At 52.5% G+C, this 20,377-nt stretch carries 15 protein-coding genes and 1 pseudogene; 5 read left to right on the top strand and 11 right to left on the bottom strand.

What is annotated here, in order from left to right; translation table 11 throughout:
- Positions 1 to 70 precede the first annotated feature (70 nt).
- The 7 genes from menA to SFA31_RS02445 form a co-directional block, all read right to left on the bottom strand.
- A complete protein-coding gene (menA, locus tag SFA31_RS02475) occupies positions 71 to 1,000 on the bottom strand; it encodes a 1,4-dihydroxy-2-naphthoate polyprenyltransferase (protein WP_322836553.1) in 930 nt (309 codons plus the stop codon).
- 155 nt (positions 1,001 to 1,155) lie between these two features.
- Positions 1,156 to 2,490 carry an HslU--HslV peptidase ATPase subunit gene (gene hslU, locus SFA31_RS02470; RefSeq protein WP_322836552.1) on the bottom strand — a complete coding sequence of 445 codons (1,335 nt, stop codon included), beginning with the start codon at positions 2,488 to 2,490 and terminating at the stop codon, positions 1,156 to 1,158.
- A gap of 11 nt (positions 2,491 to 2,501) precedes the next feature.
- Positions 2,502 to 3,032, bottom strand: a complete 531-nt coding sequence (gene hslV, locus SFA31_RS02465) for an ATP-dependent protease subunit HslV (RefSeq protein ID WP_322836551.1) — start codon at positions 3,030 to 3,032, stop codon at positions 2,502 to 2,504.
- Between the two features lie 91 nt (positions 3,033 to 3,123).
- Positions 3,124 to 4,164: a cell division protein FtsN gene (gene ftsN / locus SFA31_RS02460; protein ID WP_322836550.1), complete on the bottom strand. Its 1,041-nt coding sequence runs from the start codon at positions 4,162 to 4,164 to the stop codon at positions 3,124 to 3,126.
- A gap of 572 nt (positions 4,165 to 4,736) precedes the next feature.
- Positions 4,737 to 5,768 carry a DNA-binding transcriptional regulator CytR gene (gene cytR / locus SFA31_RS02455; RefSeq protein WP_322836549.1) on the bottom strand — a complete coding sequence of 344 codons (1,032 nt, stop codon included), beginning with the start codon at positions 5,766 to 5,768 and terminating at the stop codon, positions 4,737 to 4,739.
- Positions 5,769 to 6,039: 271 nt separating this feature from the next.
- Complete coding sequence (gene priA / locus SFA31_RS02450) at positions 6,040 to 8,235, bottom strand: primosomal protein N' (protein ID WP_322836548.1); 2,196 nt, start codon at positions 8,233 to 8,235, stop codon at positions 6,040 to 6,042.
- Between the two features lie 385 nt (positions 8,236 to 8,620).
- Positions 8,621 to 8,881, bottom strand: a complete 261-nt coding sequence (locus tag SFA31_RS02445) for a DUF2534 family protein (RefSeq protein WP_322836547.1) — start codon at positions 8,879 to 8,881, stop codon at positions 8,621 to 8,623.
- A gap of 405 nt (positions 8,882 to 9,286) precedes the next feature.
- Here SFA31_RS02445 and rpmE point away from each other — a divergent pair, with 405 nt between their 5' ends.
- Positions 9,287 to 9,499, top strand: coding sequence for a 50S ribosomal protein L31 (rpmE, locus tag SFA31_RS02440; protein WP_322836546.1), 213 nt, complete (start codon positions 9,287 to 9,289; stop codon positions 9,497 to 9,499).
- Between the two features lie 199 nt (positions 9,500 to 9,698).
- On the opposite strand, the gene metJ is transcribed toward rpmE, so the two are convergent.
- On the bottom strand, positions 9,699 to 10,016 hold the full coding sequence (gene metJ / locus SFA31_RS02435; RefSeq protein ID WP_322836545.1) for a met regulon transcriptional regulator MetJ: 318 nt from the start codon (positions 10,014 to 10,016) through the stop codon (positions 9,699 to 9,701).
- A 318-nt stretch (positions 10,017 to 10,334) separates the two neighbouring features.
- Between metJ and metB the strand changes: the two genes are divergently transcribed.
- The 4 genes and pseudogenes from metB to metF all read left to right on the top strand — a co-directional run bounded on the left by metB (position 10,335) and on the right by metF (position 15,528).
- Positions 10,335 to 11,495 carry a cystathionine gamma-synthase gene (gene metB / locus SFA31_RS02430; protein WP_322836544.1) on the top strand — a complete coding sequence of 387 codons (1,161 nt, stop codon included), beginning with the start codon at positions 10,335 to 10,337 and terminating at the stop codon, positions 11,493 to 11,495.
- A 2-nt stretch (positions 11,496 to 11,497) separates the two neighbouring features.
- A complete protein-coding gene (locus tag SFA31_RS02425; protein WP_322836543.1) occupies positions 11,498 to 13,930 on the top strand; it encodes a bifunctional aspartate kinase/homoserine dehydrogenase II in 2,433 nt (810 codons plus the stop codon).
- A 248-nt stretch (positions 13,931 to 14,178) separates the two neighbouring features.
- A pseudogene (locus SFA31_RS19020) lies at positions 14,179 to 14,256 on the top strand (hypothetical protein); the annotation flags it as partial.
- Positions 14,257 to 14,634: 378 nt separating this feature from the next.
- Complete coding sequence (gene metF, locus SFA31_RS02420; RefSeq protein WP_322836542.1) at positions 14,635 to 15,528, top strand: methylenetetrahydrofolate reductase; 894 nt, start codon at positions 14,635 to 14,637, stop codon at positions 15,526 to 15,528.
- Positions 15,529 to 15,637: 109 nt separating this feature from the next.
- Here metF and SFA31_RS02415 read toward each other — a convergent pair whose 3' ends face one another.
- The 3 genes from SFA31_RS02415 to ppc all read right to left on the bottom strand — a co-directional run bounded on the left by SFA31_RS02415 (position 15,638) and on the right by ppc (position 20,350).
- On the bottom strand, positions 15,638 to 15,943 hold the full coding sequence (locus SFA31_RS02415; protein WP_322836541.1) for a hypothetical protein: 306 nt from the start codon (positions 15,941 to 15,943) through the stop codon (positions 15,638 to 15,640).
- Between the two features lie 565 nt (positions 15,944 to 16,508).
- Positions 16,509 to 16,814 (bottom strand): hypothetical protein, encoded by a 306-nt coding sequence (locus SFA31_RS02410; RefSeq protein WP_322836540.1) that lies wholly within the window; start codon positions 16,812 to 16,814, stop codon positions 16,509 to 16,511.
- Between the two features lie 884 nt (positions 16,815 to 17,698).
- Positions 17,699 to 20,350, bottom strand: coding sequence for a phosphoenolpyruvate carboxylase (gene ppc, locus SFA31_RS02405; RefSeq protein ID WP_322836539.1), 2,652 nt, complete (start codon positions 20,348 to 20,350; stop codon positions 17,699 to 17,701).
- Positions 20,351 to 20,377 lie beyond the last annotated feature (27 nt).

The following is a 20,377-nucleotide window of genomic DNA, read 5'->3' as shown; positions in this document are numbered from 1 at the left end:
CTGGAATAGTCAGTATATCTCTTAACGCTGACTGTTGGCAAAATCATCAATGTTAATTGATATGTGTCAGTTAAAAATGCAGTTGGCTGAGAATAAGGCCAATACAAAACAGCAAGTTAGTTAGCAGAGCGACTTTCACTGTTCGTTCCAGCATTGGGCGCATTGCCAGTGGCTCATGTTCGCGCATCACATAGCGTATCTGCTTGAATAATAGCGGTGCTGCCAGCAGGAATAGCCAACCCCACAAATCCTGCAGCCAAATGAGATTAAACAGCGCCAGGCAGATTAACGATCCTAATAGCAGGCAGGCGTGATAGCGGCGGGCCATCACCGGGCCAAGGCGAACCGCCAGAGTATTTTTGCCGTTTTCTTTATCGCTGTTGATATCTCTTAAATTATTAATATTGAGAACGGCGGTCGCCAGCAGCCCGCAGGCCGTTGCCGGCAGAAAAATAGAAAACACCAGCATGTGCGCCTGAAGGTACCAACTCCCAACCACGCTCAGCCAGCCAAAGAAAATCAAAACAGAAATATCCCCGAGCCCCATGTAGCCATAAGGGCGGGTACCAACGGTATAAGTGATGGCGGCGATAATAGATAGCAGGCCAAGCAGCAGAAAACCTAATACGTCTGTCAGGCTATGGCAAGCCAGGGCTACCAGTGCAAGACCAGACAAACAGATTAGCGCAACGGTAATCATGAGTGCGATTTTCATTTGGCGCTGAGTAATCACACCTTTTTGCATGCCGCGCAGCGGGCCAATACGATCGGGTTTATCGCTGCCTTTCACGGCATCACCGTAATCATTAGCCAGGTTGGAGAGAATTTGTAGCAGCCCGGCGGTGAGTAACGCTAATAGCGCTACCGCCGGATCGAAAAACCCCTGCCACCACGCGAGGGCGATACCGACAATAATTGAAGAAAAAGCCAGGGGCAGCGTACGGGGTCGTAGGCTTTCCAGCCAGGCGCGGGTGCGACTTGTGGGTTGTGGTTCAGTCATGAGATCTCGTTGACAATAAATAATGGGGGCCTGACTCTCATATTCTCAGGCGCTATAGATTGGTGCGCAATGGGCGCGTCGCCCTCGCTCAATCTTCACCTGAAATATGGCGAGTCGGAACCCCCACCAGTGCGATGAAAATACGTTAAGCCGAATTATAGGATAAAACGACTTAGATCTTCATCTGCCACGAGTTCATCGAGGTGTTTGCTAACGTACTGCGCGTCAATCGTCACCGTTTCTCCGTTCAGATCGCTTGCGTCATAGGAGATATCCTCCATGAGGCGCTCCAGCACGGTGTGCAGGCGGCGGGCGCCGATATTTTCGGTGCTTTCATTCACCTGCCACGCAGCCTGGGCAATGCGATCGATGCCGTCTTCCGTAAACTCAATATTCACCCCTTCAGTCGCCATCAGCGCTTTATACTGTACGGTGACCGACGCGCTTGGCTCAGTCAGGATGCGTTTGAAATCTTCGGTAGTCAGTGCCTGCAGCTCGACGCGAATAGGAAGGCGCCCCTGCAGTTCCGGAATTAAATCGGAGGGGCTTGCGACCTGGAATGCGCCGGAGGCAATAAACAAAATATGGTCCGTGCGTACCATGCCGTGTTTGGTTGATACCGTGCAGCCTTCTACCAGCGGCAATAAATCACGCTGAACGCCTTCGCGGGAAACATCGGGCCCGGAAGTATTGCCGCCGCGCTTACAAATTTTGTCGATTTCATCAATGAACACGATCCCGTGCTGCTCCACGGCTTCAATCGCCTGTTCTTTCAGCTCCTCGGGATTGACCAGTTTTGCCGCCTCTTCTTCGATGAGCAATTTCATGGCGTCTTTAATTTTCATCTTGCGCGGCTTTTGCTTTTGGCCACCCAGATTCTGAAACATGGATTGTAACTGGCTGGTCATTTCTTCCATGCCGGGAGGCGCCATTATCTCAACGCCCACCGGTGCGGCGGCGAGATTGATTTCTATCTCTTTCTCATCCAGCTCGCCTTCGCGCAGCTTTTTACGAAATGCCTGGCGCGCAGCGGACGGTTCCTGAGCGGATTCAGCCTGGCCCCAGTTATTTTTTGCCGGCGGGATTAGTGCATCGAGAATGCGTTCTTCAGCCATTTCCTCAGCGCGATAGCGGTTTTTCTCTATCGACTGCATGCGCACCATTTTTACCGCGGAGTCTGTCAGATCGCGAATAATAGAATCCACTTCTTTACCGACATAGCCCACTTCTGTGAATTTAGTGGCCTCAACTTTAATAAACGGTGCGTTTGCAAGGCGGGCAAGGCGGCGAGCGATTTCGGTTTTACCTACGCCGGTTGGGCCTATCATTAAAATATTCTTTGGCGTCACTTCATGGCGCAGCTCTTCATCAAGCTGCATCCGGCGCCAGCGGTTGCGCAGCGCGATGGCGACAGAGCGCTTAGCAGCGTCCTGGCCAATAATGTGTTTATTCAGTTCGCTGACGATTTCGCGGGGAGTCATTTCAGACATTAGGAGAGTCCTCAGGCTTTAGACGGGAGTTCTTCGATGGTATGGAAGTGGTTGGTGTAAATGCAAATATCTCCAGCGATACCCAACGACTTCTCCACGATATCACGGGCGTTTAGCTCCGTGTTTTCCAGCAGCGCGCGCGCCGCTGACTGCGCATAAGGCCCGCCGGAGCCAATTGCGATAAGATCATTTTCCGGCTGAATCACATCGCCATTACCGGAGATGATAAGCGAGGCGTTTTCATCTGCAACCGCCAGCAGTGCTTCGAGCCGACGCAGCATACGGTCAGTGCGCCAGTCTTTTGCCAGTTCAACCGCCGCTTTGACCAGGTGGCCCTGATGCATCTCTAGCTTGCGCTCAAAAAGTTCAAATAGCGTAAAGGCATCTGCGGTGCCGCCGGCGAAGCCTGCTATGACCCGATCGTTATAGAGGCGGCGTACTTTTTTGACGTTACCCTTCATGACCGTATTACCCAGCGTGGCCTGGCCATCGCCTCCAATCACGACTTGTCCGTTGCGGCGTACGCTTACTATTGTTGTCACGAGCAGACCCCTTTTTTACTAGCGGAATAGGGAGCCCCGCGCGTAAGCTCGGGGCAGAATGACATTATAGATGGGGGAGAATTTGAGGGTTTCAACCCCCGGCAGCAACTCGAATGCAGTTAGCATGACCTGAGGATTGCAGACGTTTAAGCATTGCGTCAGTGCTATTTTTACCGGTCAGCGGCCCGATCATCACTCTGTTCCAGCCATTATTAGTGGTCACGTGCGAATCAAACCCCTCAAACGCAAGCTGAGCCCGCACTTTTTCAGCCGGCTCGCTGCCTTTGAATGAACCGCACTGGATCATCCAGCGGCGGGCGTCTTTTGGCTCCGCCGCTGCTGTGTTTGCAGGCACTACTTCTTTCTCTGTCGATGCCGGTTTCTGCGCCTGAGTTTGTGCAGGAGCAGGAGCCTGACGGGTTGCGTTAGCGGGTTTATCGGCACGAATGCCCGGCGACGGTGAGTCTGCAGGCGCGCGCTGTACCTGCTGTTTCGCAGTCTGAGCCTGGCGCTCCTGCTCCATCCGGCGTAGCTGTTGCTGACGTTCAAGCGCCATCTGGCGCAATTGCTGTTGCCGCTCCTGGTCTATTTGACGCTGCTGCTGCTGGCGCTGTTGATCGACCTGGCGCTGCTGGGCTTCAAACTGCTGTCGTTGGGTATCCATTTGTCGCTGCCGCTGCAGAGTTTGTTGGCGCTGCGCGGGCGTTTGTTCATTCCAGGGCACTTCATTTAACGGCGTAGGCTGTTGGCGCATATCCGCCTGCATTTGCTCAAGAAGCTGGCGCTGCTCGTCGGTGAGTTGGTCCTGATGGATATTTTCACCGCCCGAAGAAGGCTCGGTCGGTTTGGTTATACCGGGCTGGCGGCTTTCCAGTTCTTTAATGTAGCGCCAGCGTTCCTCAGGCTTTGGTGGAAGCCCGTTACCGGTAGCCTTATGGCCCGGGAGATTGTCTGCTTCTTCCTTTTTGTGATGGGTGATAAACCACAGGCCGCCAATGAAAGCGACCAGCACGGCAGCAGCGATGGCGACCATGGTTGGGGAAACAGCACTACGTTGCTTTTTGCGAGAGTTGCTTTTTTTGCGTCGGGCGGGGGATGGGCGCCCGCGGCTGACATAATCTTTTTGTGCCACTATTGTTTCGCTGTATCCATTCGAGAAGAAGAGATCATGTTACTTAAGGGTTACTGCTTTGACCAGATTGTCTGTCTGAAATCACAACACTTTATTCTGGAAAGATAGGGCGGTCTGCAGGCAAAATGAGCGCTTCGCAGTTAGTTACTTGATTTAAAAATAATTGTTAGTGATTGCCTGCGTATAAACTTATCACATCGTGGCGATATGACTTATTCACCCGCTTTGTGTCGCCGACGCTGCCTTTATCTGACCAATGACAAACACTCGCTGCGACTCATTTATGAGACCTGGAGTATAAGTTTATATCAGACTTTATAGAAGGCGGTTGGGCCGGGCTATAGCAGCACTATACCGCGTGATTGAACAGCACGTGGTTGAACAATATACGATTACTGCCGGTCGCAGAAGGCGAACAGCGTCAATCTGAGAAATGATTTAACGTCTACTGTGCGCAGGCTGGCGCTAATTGATGGTGAAGCTGTGGAATCGCCGTTGCTGCCGGTGAAGGGCGCTTTGCGCGGCGAAACCAGAGGATAAGTCTTGGTACCGCGTTCAAAGAGTGGCACCCACTATCCAGGCAACCTGCATTGTACTGAATCCCGAATTATTAGATTACATTCCAGCAGACGGGAGCCGCTGGTTACCGTGCGGCCTTGCATATGATCGAGCAGCAGCAGCATCGCCTGGCGCCCAATTTCAAAGCGCGGCTGTGCCATAGTGGTGAGCGGTGGATCGCAAAATTGCGATAAGGCGATGTCGTCAAATCCCATTAACGAAACATCATGTGGAACGCGTAAACCGCGTTTTTTAGCCTGAGATAACGCGCCGAGTGCGATAATGTCGCTATGACAAAAAAGTGCGTCAGGTGGCTCGGGAAGCGCCATGAAACTCTCCAGCGCCTGAGCACCGGTCTCAAGGCTAAAATTACCGCGCGTAATATACTGGGGGGTAACAGGCAGTCCGTGTCGGCGCAGCGCCTGAATATAGCCCTGCATGCGATAGTGACATAAGGGCATTTCTTGCGGCCCGCCGACGCAGGCAATGCGTCGATGTCCCTGCTCGTACAAATAAGTAACGGCATTAAATGCCGCGGTTAAATTATCGATGTGTACCGTGGGGAGTTCCAGTTCTGGTGCGAACTCATTGGCCATCACCATCGGCGGCAAATGACGCTGCTCTGCCTTGCCCGCATCAAACGGCAGCCGGGAGCCAAGCAATAGCAGGCCATCAATTTGACGGGTGACAATTAAGTCCAGGAATGTTTTTTCCTGCTGATTTTGATGCGCACAGTCACCGATTAATACCAAATATCCCTGTGCGGCAGCGGTTGTTTCAATGCCTCTGAGCATTTCGCCGAAGAAGGGATCGCAAATATCAGGCACAATAACCAACAGCGTGCGAGAATCGCCGCGTTTGAGGGCGCGCCCTGCCGCCAAAGGCAAATACCCAATGTCTATAGCGGCCTGCTCAACGCGCGTTCGCGTATTTTGAGAAACCTTTTCGGGATTCATTAGCGCTCGTGAGACGGTGGCCGTGGAAACCTGCGCTCTTTCGGCGACGTCTTTCATGGTAGCGCCAGATATTTGCTTCCTGGTCTTCAACGTTCTGCACCTCATACGCTGGCAGCGAAAGCCTTCTGCTGAGCATCTGCTGTCTAAGCCGGTAACCCCCTGTAGGCTGGCCGGGATAAAGAGAGAAGAGTGCGGAAAGCTTTTGAAAATCAGCGGATCGTCTTTTTAGTCAGTTATGATAGTGTCCACATACTTAACAGATCCGCCGTGCAAAGAGTTACAGAATTTTCATTGGAAATGTGACTTCAGGTGAGATTCTGGATCTGGTTCGCAGATCCCAGTGCGTGTACGCGATGGCCGATTAGCTGTCAATCGGATCGACATCCACTCCCCATTTGAGACGTCTGGCTTCCACAAGCTCATTAATTTGCGGCAATACGGATTGCAGCAGCCGCTGCATGATGGGACGAGAAGTGTGCTGCAGCAGCAATTGCCAGCGATATCGTCCTCCGCGCTTGGGCTGCAGGGCTGGTACGGGGCCGATAATCCACAGCTGTGCGTCTGCCAGCGGGCTGGCTTCTAACCGCTGGCGAAATTGCTGTAAAAAGCGGGCAGCCTGCTGATTGTCCTGGTCATCGGCTCTAATCAACACATGATGGCTCCAGGGGGGCAGCATGACACTTTGCCGCTCTGCAAGCGCCCGATCGGCAAACGCACCGTATCCCTTATACAGTAATGTTTGCAGCAAAGGGTGTTCCGGATGATGCGTTTGTAATACGACCTCACCCTGTTTATCCGCGCGCCCCGCGCGCCCGGAAACCTGAGTGTAGAGTTGGGCAAAGCGCTCGGCCGCCCTGAAATCGGCTGAAAACAGCGCGCTATCGACATCTAATAGTGCCACCAGTGTAACGTCAGGAAAGTGATGGCCTTTAGCCAGCATTTGTGTGCCAATCAAAATTCGCGCTCCACCCTGCTGCACTTCAGAAAGCTGGCGCTCAAGCGCACCTTTACGGCTGGTGGTATCACGGTCGATACGGGTAAGCGGAATGCCGGGAAATAGAGGGGAGAGCGCTTGCTCCAGTTGTTCAGTACCAATCCCGGCGGTGACTAAATGCGTTGAGCCGCACTGGGGGCACTGCGGGGGCAGCGGGCGCTGGCTGTCGCAATGGTGGCAGCGTAAATGGCGCTGCATTTGGTGCACCGTGTAATACCGATCGCAGCGCGGGCACTCAGCTATCCAGCCGCAATCGTGGCACAGCAGCGCCGGCGCGAAACCGCGGCGATTGAGAAATAAAATAATCTGATTACCGTCGCGTAAATGCTGGCGCATGCGCCCGATCAGCGCTGGCGCAAGGCCTGCCTGCAGCGGCTGGCTTTTCAGATCCAATAAATGCTGCTGCGGAGGGCGGGCGTTACCGGCGCGCCGCGTGAGCGTGAGCTGGCGATATTTACCGAGGCGGACATTGTGCAGCGTTTCAAGCGAAGGCGTGGCAGAGCCGAGGATAATAGGAATATTTTCTGCATGCGCGCGCCATACCGCCAAATCGCGGCCATTATAGCGCCAGCCTTCCTGTTGTTTATAGGAGCCGTCGTGTTCTTCATCGACAATAATGATGCCGAGATGGTTAAACGGCGTAAATAGCGCCGAACGCGTGCCGATGACAATCGCTGCCTCACCGTCGCGCGCTTTTAACCAGGCGTCGAGGCGTTCACTGTCATTCAGGCCAGAGTGGACAACCACGACCGGTGCTTTGAAACGCTCGCGAAAGCGGGCAATTGTTTGCGGCGTCAACCCTATTTCAGGCACTAACACCAGCGCCTGTTTCCCGCGAGCCAGGACATTTTCCAGCGCGCTCAGATAAACTTCGGTTTTTCCTGAGCCGGTAATGCCTGCGAGCAGCCAGGGAGAAAATTGATCCGCATCACCATGAATCGCGCCGACGGCGGTTGCCTGTTCAGTATTCAGGCGCAGGCGCTCTCCCTGGGTCGCGTAGTGCTGCTGCCAGCGTTCGATTTTAGGGCGCTGATGATGCAATTCACACAGCGCTTTCTTCCGCAATGCCTGTAACGCCGCCTCGTTGATATCCAGTTCCGTGACCTGATGCCGCCAGATATCGCGCTGGCGTAGCGCGGCGAGTGCCTGTTGCTGTTTAGGGGCGCGTTTTAAGCTGTTTAAATCAAGAGACTGGCCTTCAGCGCTGGCACGCCAGTACCAGAGCGGCGCCGCCTGCGCGGGTTTCCCCAGACGCAGCGGAGCCGGGAGCGTATGAAATAAAACGTCACCGATAGGGTGATGGTAATAGGCAGCAGCCCGCAAAAGCAGGCGCCAGAGCGTCTCGGAAAACAGCGGTGTTTCATCAATCACATCAATGAGCGGTTTCAGGTTCTCCGGCGCCAGTTCACTGGATTCGCTGACTCCGAACACAATACCCACCATGTTGCGTCGCCCAAATGGAACATTTACCCGTAGACCAGCCTCCACCCGCATCCCCTGCGGAATAGAATAATCAAAGGTGCGGGCCAGCGGGACTGGCAGGGCAATTTGGGCTACGGGCATGTAATGGGAGTCCGGGTCATATCATCGCGTTAGGTTAGAAAGACCTATGGTGCGGGCAGGCGACGGTTTTAACAAGATGCATGACGGAGTAATTCCACAAATAGCCGTATTAGAAACCGCGTGTTTTGCCATATCAAGACATTACCGGCGCCTGTACCCGGCTTCGGGAATCGGGCATGTTCACGAATTTGTGTACGCGTTGGTGATATTGCAAGGCGCGTATCCAGCGGATTCGCCACTATTGTTTCTGGCCGACAGCAGCCGATCGCGCGATGCGTGGCTCTGTTAATGTTAATGGGCGCTGGAACATTGGCGAAGTACATAAGCGCAGCGCACGGCTATAAAGAAAGCTCTTCCTGTTAATTTTCAGCGTAAGAACATGAGGTTATGATTGTTCGTCTTTTGGGCCTAAAAAATAAAACCCGAAGGGTAAAGATCCGATAACGGTAAATATCAGCGTATAGATAAATACCCAAAGCCCCTGCATGATGAAAAGCGAGAGCGGCCATTGCTGCATCGGCATATTATATTCGTCGACAACGCCCTGGAATGTCGCGATGCCAATCGTCGTAGCGGCAATCAGAAACACAATCGTGGCGGCAATAAGAAATTTTTTCCCTTCAGCGGTGCGAAGTATTTTTAACATTGCAGCATCCTTGTAGTTGTACGGCGCGGTTCGGTTGTTATTGCGTGATTCGGACGCGCTGCCAGCAGGCATATTTAGTCTAATTCTGGCCACGCCACGCACGGCGAATGAGCTAAAGCGACGCTGTTGCGGGGAGTAACAGGAATATATTCTCTGATTGCGCAACCCGATGCAGCACGCCGGATATTATCACAGGCTAATTTATCCAGGGAAAGCGTACTGTATTTGCGGTGTCGGCGGCTATCCGCCGCCCTGGAATTTGCATCCGCTCATAAATCCCTGTATGATTCGCCGCCTTCGATGCGCTTTTCTGCCATCAAGAAACCTGAATTATTCATATTCACATCGCGTGGTGTCTGGCGTAGGGGCCGGAAGAGCGACGCGGCCTTATACAGAGGTTTTCCCATGAAAAAAGGTATTCACCCGAACTATTCCGAAATTACCGTGACTTGTTCTTGCGGTAATGTCATCAAAACTCGCTCCACCGTGGGCCACGATCTGAGCCTGGACGTATGTGGTAAATGCCACCCGTTCTATACTGGCAAACAGCGTGTCGTTGATACCGGTGGTCGCGTTGAGCGCTTCAACAAGCGTTTCAGCATTCCGGGCAGCAAATAAGTCGTTGTTCGAAGAAAAGGCGCCGCAGGGCGCCTTTTTTACATCTATAGAAAACCTTGAGGTTTGCGCGGCGGTGAGTCGGGGTTTATTTATCATTGCCAGCGCAGGTGTCAGCTTTAAAGGCAAACCATGGCGGAAAACACACAAAAGCCTGTTTTCGCCAGGGCTGGCGTCCCGACCGAAGCTGGACGCCGTGAAATTAATAATCCCAGGTATCAGGATCGATTCCCAGTTCACGCATGAGCGCTTTTGCCGCCTGTGGAATCTCATCATTTCTGTCTTTGCGTAAATCTTCATCATTGGGCAAAGGCTGCCCGGTAAAAGCGTGCAAAAAAGCTTCGCACAGTAATTCGCTATTAGTGGCATGACGCAGGTTATTCACCTGGCGACGAGTGCGCTCATCGGTGAGGATTTTCAGTACCTTGAGGGGAATGGATACCGTAATTTTTTTTACCTGCTCGCTTTTCTTGCCGTGTTCAGCGTAAGGGCTGATATATTCGCCGCTCCATTCAGCCATGGGATACCTTTAGTCCTCTCAATTCAGTGTGCATTTATCCGCGCGTTACTATCACGTCAGGCGTCGGATTGTCTCAAAATAACGGGGCGCCGCGGGCACAATATCAGCGTTGGTAAAATCCGCTGCCGTTTATGCCGGTGAATATACCGCGCTTCAGGGTAGAATGCTGTGCCAGTTATCTAAAACACATAATTTTAGCGGCTATTGCGGCTTTGCTCAATCTATACGCAAAGAAGTTTAGATGTCCAGATGTATTGACGTCTATTATTGTAATGATTACTCTGATGCCTGATCTTCCCTCAAGCCAGGACCGATTCTATGACGCGCAAGCAGGCCACTATTGCCGTACGCAGCGGTTTAAATGACGATGAGCAGTACGGCTGTGTCGTTCCGCCGATACATCTATCCAGCACGTATAATTTTACCGAATTTGGTCAACCCAGAGCGCACGATTACTCGCGCCGGGGGAACCCGACGCGCGATGTTGTGCAGCGCGCGCTAGCTGAACTGGAGGGTGGAGCGGGTGCGGTATTAACGAATACCGGTATGTCGGCTATCCATTTAGTGACCACGGTATTCTTAAAGCCGGGGGATTTACTGGTGGCACCGCATGATTGCTATGGCGGAAGTTATCGTTTATTTGAAAGCCTGGCGAAGCGCGGCTGCTATCGGGTGCTATTTGTCGATCAGGGCAATGAGCGGGAATTGGCGGCGGCGCTGGATGAGAAACCGGCGCTGGTATTAATTGAAAGCCCAAGTAATCCATTGTTACGCGTCGTGGATATTGAGAAAATTTGCGGGCTGGCGCGCGCGGTAGGGGCGGTGAGCGTCGTGGATAATACTTTTCTCAGCCCGGCGCTGCAGAACCCGCTGGCGCTGGGAGCGGATTTGGTTATTCACTCCTGCACGAAATACCTCAACGGTCATTCGGATGTAGTAGCAGGCGTGGTGATAGCAAAGTATCCTGATGTCGTGACTGAACTGGCGTGGTGGGCGAATAATATTGGCGTCACCGGCAGCGCATTCGACAGCTATTTACTTCTGCGAGGCTTACGCACGCTCGCGCCGCGTATGGAAACCGCTCAGCGAAACGCGCAGGCGCTGGTGGCTTATCTGCAAACGCAGCCGCTGGTCAGGCGCCTCTATCATCCGTCTCTTCCTGAGCATCCGGGTCATGACATCGCTGCTCGCCAGCAAAAAGGGTTTGGCGCGATGCTCAGTTTTGAACTTGAGGGCGATGAGAGTACGCTGCGCCGCTTCCTGGGCGCTTTGTCGCTGTTTACGCTGGCGGAATCTTTAGGGGGCGTGGAGAGTTTGATTTCACATGCAGGAACGATGACGCATGCGGGGATGTCTGCGCAGGCGCGCGCCGCTGCGGGCATTTCTGACATGCTGCTGCGCGTGTCTACTGGTATTGAAGATAGTGAAGATTTAATTGCCGATCTGGATAATGCATTCCGTATCGTCGCCGAGGGGTAAAGATGAGTATTTCTGCGCAGAGTGGGGCGAAAAACCGCCAACTGCATAAATTTGGCGGCAGTAGTCTGGCCGACGTGAAGTGTTACCTGCGCGTGGCGGGCATCATGGAAGCCTACTCTCAGCCTGAAGATATGATGGTAGTTTCTGCGGCAGGCAGTACCACCAATCAGTTGATTTCATGGCTGACGCTCAGCCAGCGCGATCGCCTGGCGGCGCATCAGGTTCAACAGGCGCTGCGGCGCTATCAGTGCGACTTAATCACCGGTTTACTCCCTGCGCAGCAGGCGGACGGCATGATAGCGGCGTTCATCCAGGATCTGGAGCGGCTAGCGGGCCTAATGGAGAACGGCATTTCTGACGCGAGTTATGCGGAAATTGTCGGGCACGGTGAGCTTTGGTCGGCGCGGCTAATGGCCGCCGTATTGAATCAGCAGGGGCTGGACGCCGTGTGGCTGGATGCACGGTCTTTTCTGCGGGCGGAGCGCGCAGCGCAGCCGCAGGTCGATGAAGGTCTTTCTTTTCCGCTGCTGCAGCAACTTTTGGCGCAGCATCCAGGTAAGCGGCTGGTTGTTACTGGCTTCATCGCCCGCAATCTCGCGGGTGAGACGGTACTGCTCGGGCGTAATGGCTCTGACTATTCTGCGACGCAAATCGGCGCGCTGGCGGGCGCCGGGCGCGTTACTATCTGGAGCGACGTGGCGGGTGTTTACAGCGCAGACCCACGCAAGGTAAAGGATGCCTGCCTGCTGCCGCTGCTGCGGCTTGATGAAGCCAGCGAACTGGCGCGCCTGGCGGCGCCCGTGCTGCATGCCCGCACGCTTCAGCCGGTTTCCGGTAGTGATATCGATCTGCAATTACGCTGTAGCTATAACCCGGAACAAGGCTCGACGCGTATCGAACGCGTACTGGCATCCGGTACCGGCGCCCGGATTGTCACCAGTCATGATGATGTCTGTCTGATTGAGATCCGCACGCTTGCGGAACACGACTTTCACCAGGTGCGCCAGCAGCTCGATGCCCTGCTTAAGCGCGCGCAGCTTCGTCCACTGGCGACGGGAGTCCACCCGGACAGAAATTTACTTCAGTTATGCTATACCCGGGAAGTGGTGACGAGCGCGTTTAGTCTTCTGGAAGATGCGTCTCTGCCCGGGGAAATACGCCTGCGCGAGTCGCTGGCACTGGTGGCAATGGTGGGCGCCGGCGTATGCCGTAACCCACTCCACAGCCACCGCTTCTGGCAGCAGCTCAACGATCAGCCGGTGGAGTTTATTTGGCAGTCTGAGGATGAGATAAGCCTGGTTGCCGTACTGCGCGTGGGGCCAACGGAAAGTTTAGTGCGGGGGCTTCATCAGTCGCTGTTCCGGGCGGAAAAACGCATTGGCCTGATTTTATTTGGTAAAGGCAATATTGGTTCACGATGGCTGGAGCTGTTCGCCCGGGAGCAGAAGACGCTATCAGCGCGCACCGGTTTTGAATTTGTGCTGGCAGGGGTTGTCGACAGTCGCCGTAGTTTGCTGAGTTATGAAGGGCTGGACGCCAGCCGCGCGCTCGCTTTTTTTAACGATGAAGCTAAAGATATGGAAGAGGAGTCGCTCTTTCTCTGGATGCGCGCCCATCCTTGGGATGATTTAGTGGTGCTGGATGTGACGGCGAGCGAGCGCCTGGCAGAACAATATCTGGATTTTGCCAGCCACGGTTTTCATGTTATCAGCGCTAATAAACTGGCTGGCGCCAGCGATAGCGATCGCTATCGCCAGATCCGGGATGCATTTGCCAAAACCGGTCGTCACTGGCTGTACAATGCCACGGTTGGCGCCGGGTTGCCGATAAATCATACCGTGCGCGATTTACGTGAAAGCGGCGACGTTATTCTGTCTATCAGCGGGATTTTCTCTGGTACGCTCTCTTGGCTATTTTTGCAATTTGACGGCAGCGTCTCCTTCACGGAACTCGTCGATCAAGCCTGGCAGCAGGGACTAACGGAACCGGATCCGCGCGTCGATCTCTCCGGCAAGGATGTTATGCGCAAGCTGGTTATTCTGGCGCGTGAAGCCGGGTATGATATTGAACCGAGTCAGGTACGCGTGGAATCACTGGTGCCATCCGGCTGTGAAACCGGCAGTATCGACCATTTCTTTGAACAGAGTGAGACGCTAAACGCCCAAATGATTCAGCGCTTTGAGGCTGCTCAGGAAATGGGATTAGTACTACGCTACGTTGCGCGTTTTGATGCGAACGGTAGAGCGAGAGTGGGGGTGGAGGCGGTGCGCCCGGAGCATCCTTTAGCGGCACTCCTGCCGTGCGATAACGTTTTTGCTATCGAAAGCCGCTGGTATCGCGACAATCCGCTCGTGATTCGCGGACCTGGTGCCGGGCGCGACGTCACGGCCGGTGCAATCCAGTCGGATATTAATCGGTTGGCGCAGTTATTGTAATTTGAGACCGGTCAGGCGGCGTCCCGCACTCAGCGGGCCGCTGCTTAAAGCAGCGGGCAGTTGAAGTGAGACAGCCCGCCGGCAATTAATTCGCGGCCATGGGTGCGACGTCACGGCCGGGGCAATCCAGCCGGATATTAATCGGTTAGCGCAGTTATTGTAATTTGAGATCGGTCAGGCGGCGTCCCGCACTCACCGGGCCGCTGCTTAAAGCAGCGGGCAGTTGAGGTGAGACAGTCCGCCGGCAATTAATTCGCGGCCCTGGGCGCGACGTCACGGCCGGGGCAATCCAGCCGGATATTAATCGGTTAGCGCAGTTATCGTAATTTGAGACCGGTCAGGCGGCGTCCCGCACTCAGCGGGCCGCTGCTTAAAGCAGCGGGCAGTTGAAGTGAGACAGCCCGCCGGCAATTAATTCGCGGCCATGGGCGCGACGTCACGGCCGGTGCAATCCAGTCGGAGAGTAGCCGAATGGTAGCGTTTTCTGTCCGATGCCAGCGCGGCCTGCGCGTAGCGTTGCAGGATGGAAGCACCTATCCCCCTGCACATCCTGTATGAAATTTTCTCATATCCGCTGAAGATTCTTCTCCAGCACCGTCGATTTTCCTGTTGACGGTAACGTTATTTTCCGTCATTTTGGCATCTGGACGTCTAAACGTATAGAAGTAAGAATAGCTTTCACCATACGATTGAAGAGGTAAGGTATGAGTTTTTTTCACGCCAGCCAGCGGGATGCCCTGAACCAGAGCCTGGCGGAATTGAACGGGCAAATTAACGTTTCCTTTGAATTCTTCCCGCCCCGCACTCCAGAAATGGAGCAAACGCTCTGGAGCTCTATCGATCGTTTGAGCAGCCTAAGGCCAAAGTTTGTTTCCGTTACCTATGGCGCTAATTCCGGCGAACGCGATCGCACACATAGCATTATTAAAGGTATTAAAGAACAGACGGGGCTTGAAGCAGCGCCGCATTTAACCTGTGTCGATGCAACCTGCGATGAACTGCGCACTATTGCGCGGGATTACTGGGACAATGGCATTCGCCACATCGTGGCGCTGCGCGGAGATTTACCTGCGGGTAGCGGTAAGCCTGCGATGTACGGTGCCGATCTGGTTGCGTTATTAAAAGAAGTAGCAGATTTCGATATTTCAGTAGCCGCTTATCCGGAAGGTCATCCGGAAGCGAAAAGCGCACAGGCCGACTTGATTAACCTGAAAAAAAAGATTGATGCCGGGGCCAATCGTGCGATTACTCAATTCTTCTTTGATGTTGAAAGTTATCTGCGTTTCCGCGATCGCTGCGTGGCCACGGGAATTGATGTAGAGATTGTTCCAGGTATCTTGCCGGTAAGTAATTATCGGCAGCTACAAAGATTCGCTACACTGACTAATGTGCGGGTACCCACGTGGATGGATCGCATGTTTGAAGGTTTGGACGACGATCCTGAAACGCGCAGAATGGTTGGCGCGAATATTGCGATGGATATGGTGAAAATTTTAAGCCGCGAGGGAGTGAAAGATTTTCACTTCTATACTCTTAATCGCGCGGAAATGAGTTATGCCATTTGCCATACGCTGGGTGTGCGCCCGCTGGCCGCCTGAGCATTGAATAAAGAGCAATGAGTGCGGGTTGGGTGCTAGCCGGCAAGAGCAGCACATTGGTTAAGGGAAGTAGGACGCTTTCGGCGCGAGCGCCGAAAGCGTGTCAATCTTACATCAGGCCGCCGCCGTTTGCCGTGCTGCCCGGACCAAATTTTGAACGATAATCGGCGGCTAAATCGCTTACGGTTTTCTCATCATACATTGCCCCAACCACGAATCCGTATGCGCCGCCCATAATGGTAGGCACGATAAGGCCGACGAGCTGTGAAATTGCACCAAAGCCCCAGCCGCCCGCGCCGCCCCACTTACCCCCAATCGACATACCGGATGCCATGCCTTCAAAAAGACCATAAATAGCGCCGTTGACGGTGGCTCCGCTTGTAGCAGTGATTTCAGTAGATGTTAAAGTTCTCATGATATTATCCTTGTCTATTTTGTTTCCTAAAGTCATAACCATGCATTATGTAGGATGCATGGTGAGACATATTAAAATATAGTATTGATATAAGATGAATCATAAAATTCAGTAATTTTTGGGTGGAAAAACAGCGATTATTTATTGAGAAATTATTTCTTCATGTAATCATTTATGGGTATGGGTATGGGTATGGGTATGGGTATGGGTATGGGTATGGGTATGGGTATGGGTATGGGTATGGGTATGGGTATGGGTATGGGTTCATACTTATTTTTTTACCGAAGGCGCTGTTACATTGCCGACAGAAAATAAGAAGATAGTATTTATTATTATCGAATGTTATCTATAGACGATTAAGAATAAATTGCTATAAGGGGGGAGGTGCACGTTTTATATCCCATAGTTTGGCGATGTAAAACGGGTAAGTGGTATTCATATCTATTGAAGGTCGGCACATAATCACTGAATGAGAATGGACCAGGAAGGTTATAATAAATCTGGTAGAGTAGATGGCTGTTTCTGTCGTTCTATCCGGCAATCGCTGCCGGATAGAACTACCTTATTACAGCGGGCCACCGCCGTTTGCGGTACTACCTGGGCCAAATTTGTCGCGGTAATCCGCTAACAGAGAACCGATGGTCTTATCATCGAAGATTGCTCCAGTCACGAATCCATATGCTGCGCCCATCATAGTAGGAATAATGAGACCGACTAACTGTGAAAGTGCGCCGAAACCCCAGCCGCCCGCGCCGCCCCATTTCCCGCCGATAGCCATACCTGTCGCCATGCCTTCAAAAAGGCCGTAGATAGCGCCGTTAACGGTTGCACCGCTGGCCATTGTAATCTCAGTAGCGTTTAGTTCTCTCATAATAATATCCTGATTGATCTGGGTTATATCCTTAGGTTTATACAAACAAACTTAATCAGCCTGTTTGTATAGATTAATTTAAAGCTAATCTGTAAGAGCGATAAATAGTAAAAAGCATTATTTTTGTAGATTAGGAAGCGGAATAGTGTATTAATTATAAGGGAATACCCCCTTGATTTAGGAATAACCTTTTGAAAAACGCCTAAATTCTATTATTAGCAATTGAATTTCGTCCGGGCTGGACTGCTCATATAAGATGCTATCTGCTGCCAGCGGTTATTATTTAATATTTTTGGTGTTATTTTTTGTCCATGACTGTTTTGAATAAATAATTCCTGTATAGAATAATAATATTTCATCGGTTGATATTAGTATTCTCTACCCTAAGTTGTATCTAAACTTTTGGTTCAGCGATTATTGTTGATGAATAAGGGGATTCATCCTGTTTCGGTTTATAAAATGATTGATGACTTAGTGGGTGGAGTATTTGAAAGATAGTGAAAATTATTTCCCCTGATGCCGATATTTATCTCTTTTCTAAGTAGCCTGATTGATTGTATTTTTTTCTGAATTTTTTATTATATTTACCAATATTGGCTGGGGAGTATAAGTATCTTATTGTTATGCGGTGGGGTTAGTTTAAGCCATAAAATATATTTTATAAATATATAAAGGTGGGCACTATTAATATACTGAATCACTACTAATTACCAGGTATATTTTTTGATGTTTCAAATAGAGAGACCTGAGAGTTTTTTCAACTTGAAGTAATATGAATGAGAACGTTAAACAATATTTTGGGCGTATGAACGGCCTTAGTCAGTGTAAAGGAGGCCATTGCAGAATGCGGTATCCTGGCAATGGCTTCCAGTAGAAAAGGGCCGCTATCCGGTATTACGCATACCCGCGGCGACACCGGCGATTGTTATCATCAGCGCTTGTTCCACGCGCGGATCCGGCTCCTGGCCCCGCTCTTGCGCATAACGGGAGCGGTGCAGTAATTCGGCCTGTAGCACATTTAGTGGATCGGTATAGATATTACGTAGCTGAATAGATTCTGCGATCCAGGGCAAATCTGCCATAAGGTGTGAATCATTCGCGATATCCAGAACGACTTTAATATCTTTTTCCAGCTGCTGGCGTAACTCTTCGCCTAAAGACCAAAGTTCACGCTGCACCAGGCGCTGATCATAATATTCGGCCAGCCATAAATCGGCCTTTGAAAAAACCATTTCCAGCATGCCAAGCCGCGTTGAAAAAAACGGCCAGTCGCGGCACATCGTTTCCAGGTCACTTTGTTTCCCGTTTTCCACCACTTTTTGCAGCGCGGCACCGGCGCCGAGCCAGGCGGGCAGCATCAGGCGATTTTGAGTCCAGGCGAAGATCCAGGGGATCGCGCGCAGCGATTCGACGCCGCCGCTAGGGCGACGTTTTGCCGGGCGCGAACCAAGCGGCAAACGCCCCAGCTCAACCTCAGGCGTGGCGGATCGAAAGTAAGAGACAAAATCGGCTTTTTCACGGACATAATCGCGATACATTTCGCAGGAGCGAACGGAAAGCTCATCCATAATTTCACGCCATGCCTGCTTCGGCTCCGGCGGCGGAAGCAGGTTTGCTTCCAGAATCGCGCTGGTATACAGGGATAAACTGCTAATTGTGACTTCAGGCAAACCGTATTTGAAACGAATCATCTCTCCCTGTTCGGTCACGCGCAGGCCGCCCTTCAGGCTTCCCGGCGGCTGGGAGAGCAAGGCGGCGTGTGCAGGTGCTCCGCCGCGCCCAATGGAGCCGCCGCGCCCGTGAAACAATGTCAGAGCGATATCGGCTTTTGCACAGGTTTTAATTAATGCATCCTGCGCCTGGTATTGCGCCCATGAAGCGGCCATAACGCCCGCGTCTTTTGCCGAGTCGGAGTAACCGATCATCACCATCTGTTTGCCCTGGATGAATCCGCGATACCAGTCGATATTGAGCAGTTGCGTCATCACGGCGTCGGCGTTATTCAGATCGTCGAGGGTTTCAAACAGCGGCGCGACCGGCAGCGCGAAGCGTATGCCGGCTTCTTTCAGTAAAAGATGAACGGCGAGTACGTCGGAAGGCGTTTTCGCCATTGAAATCACGTAGGCGGCAATCGAGCCCTGCGGCGCTTCAGCGATAACTTCACAGGTTTCAAGAACTTCTCGCGTTTCCGCACTGGGCTCCCACTGGCGCGGTAACAGCGGGCGCTGAGAATTGAGTTCCCGGATTAGGAACGCCTGTTTATCGGTTTCAGACCAGCTTTCATAATCGCCAAGCCCCAGATAACGCGTAAGTTCACCAAGCGCTTCGCTATGGCGCGTGCTTTCCTGGCGGATATCGATACGCACCAAAGGAACGCCGAAGCACTTTACCCGGCGCAGCGTATTCAGCAGATCGCCGTTCGCGATGATCCCCATGCCGCAGGCAGCCAGCGAAGAGTAACAGGCGTGCAGCGGTTCCCACAGCTGGTCATTATGGGTTAATAATCCCTGAGGTTTCGGCAGGCGCTCGCCTTTAAGGCGCGCTTCGAGCCACGTTTGCGTGGCCAGCAGCTGGCTGCGCAGGCCTTTCAGAATATATCGGTAAGGTTCAGACTCGCCGTTTGGGCCAACGCGCTGGCGCAGCGCGTCGGTGCATTCCACCATCGATAGTTCTGAAATCAGAACCTGAATATCTTTTAGAAACAGATCGGTTGCTTTCCAGCGGCTAAGCAGCAGAACGTGGCGCGTAATTTCAGCGGTTACGTTTGGATTGCCGTCGCGATCGCCGCCCATCCAGGAGGTAAAACGTACCGGGACAAAATCAACGGGCAGGCTATAGCCGATATGGATTTCCAGTTGCTCGTTTAATTCACGCAGATAGTCCGGCACGCCTTGCCATAGGCTATTTTCAACGACGGCAAACCCCCATTTCGCTTCATCAACGGGGCTAGGGCGCTGCTTGCGAATTTCATCAGTATGCCAGGATTGCGCAATAAGTTGACGCAAGCGGCGCATAATATGGTGGCGCTCATAGTCGGCAAGATCGGCGTTATCCAGCTGGCGCAGGCAGTTGTTAACTTCCACCATTTTATGAATCAGCGTGCGGCGCGTAATTTCCGTTGGGTGGGCAGTGAGCACTAATTCCAGTGAGAGAGATTCAACGGCGCGCTGAATGGCGGCGTTATCCAGATTCGGCTGCGATTTCAGCTTGCGCAGCGTCTGGGCGATAACTTCCGGGCTGCTCGCCGCTTCGCCTTTAGCAGAAATGCTGTGATATTGCTCCGCCGTATTGGCCAGGTTAAGGAACTGGCTGAACGCGCGGGCTACCGGCAATAATTCATCGTTAGAGAGATTTTGTAAGGTGGTAAGTAGCGCCTGGCGGTTGGTTTCATTGCCTGCGCGAGAGGATTTCGATAACTTGCGGATAGTTTCTACTCGTTCGAGAATTGTGTCTCCCAGCGCGCTTCGAATTGTCTCTCCGAGAAGTTTACCGAGCATACTGACATTGCTTCGCAAAGCGGAATATTGTTCGTTCATATGGCCCCAGACACCCTTTACCCGTGA

The sequence above is a fragment of the Erwinia sp. HR93 genome (assembly GCF_034555055.1).
GTDB lineage: Bacteria > Pseudomonadota > Gammaproteobacteria > Enterobacterales > Enterobacteriaceae > Apirhabdus > Apirhabdus apintestini.
This window is presented reverse-complemented; position numbering and strand designations above follow the sequence as displayed.

Excerpts from the sequence above, each read along its gene's own strand:
- menA (WP_322836553.1), bottom strand. The coding sequence starts at position 1,000 with ATGACTGAACCACAACCCACAAGTCGCACCCGCGCCTGGCTGGAAAGC.
- hslU (WP_322836552.1), bottom strand. The coding sequence starts at position 2,490 with ATGTCTGAAATGACTCCCCGCGAAATCGTCAGCGAACTGAATAAACAC.
- priA (WP_322836548.1), bottom strand. The coding sequence starts at position 8,235 with ATGCCCGTAGCCCAAATTGCCCTGCCAGTCCCGCTGGCCCGCACCTTT.
- SFA31_RS02445 (WP_322836547.1), bottom strand. The coding sequence starts at position 8,881 with ATGTTAAAAATACTTCGCACCGCTGAAGGGAAAAAATTTCTTATTGCC.
- rpmE (WP_322836546.1), top strand. The coding sequence starts at position 9,287 with ATGAAAAAAGGTATTCACCCGAACTATTCCGAAATTACCGTGACTTGT.
- metJ (WP_322836545.1), bottom strand. The coding sequence starts at position 10,016 with ATGGCTGAATGGAGCGGCGAATATATCAGCCCTTACGCTGAACACGGC.
- metB (WP_322836544.1), top strand. The coding sequence starts at position 10,335 with ATGACGCGCAAGCAGGCCACTATTGCCGTACGCAGCGGTTTAAATGAC.
- SFA31_RS02425 (WP_322836543.1), top strand. The coding sequence starts at position 11,498 with ATGAGTATTTCTGCGCAGAGTGGGGCGAAAAACCGCCAACTGCATAAA.
- metF (WP_322836542.1), top strand. The coding sequence starts at position 14,635 with ATGAGTTTTTTTCACGCCAGCCAGCGGGATGCCCTGAACCAGAGCCTG.
- SFA31_RS02415 (WP_322836541.1), bottom strand. The coding sequence starts at position 15,943 with ATGAGAACTTTAACATCTACTGAAATCACTGCTACAAGCGGAGCCACC.
- SFA31_RS02410 (WP_322836540.1), bottom strand. The coding sequence starts at position 16,814 with ATGAGAGAACTAAACGCTACTGAGATTACAATGGCCAGCGGTGCAACC.
- ppc (WP_322836539.1), bottom strand. The coding sequence starts at position 20,350 with ATGAACGAACAATATTCCGCTTTGCGAAGCAATGTCAGTATGCTCGGT.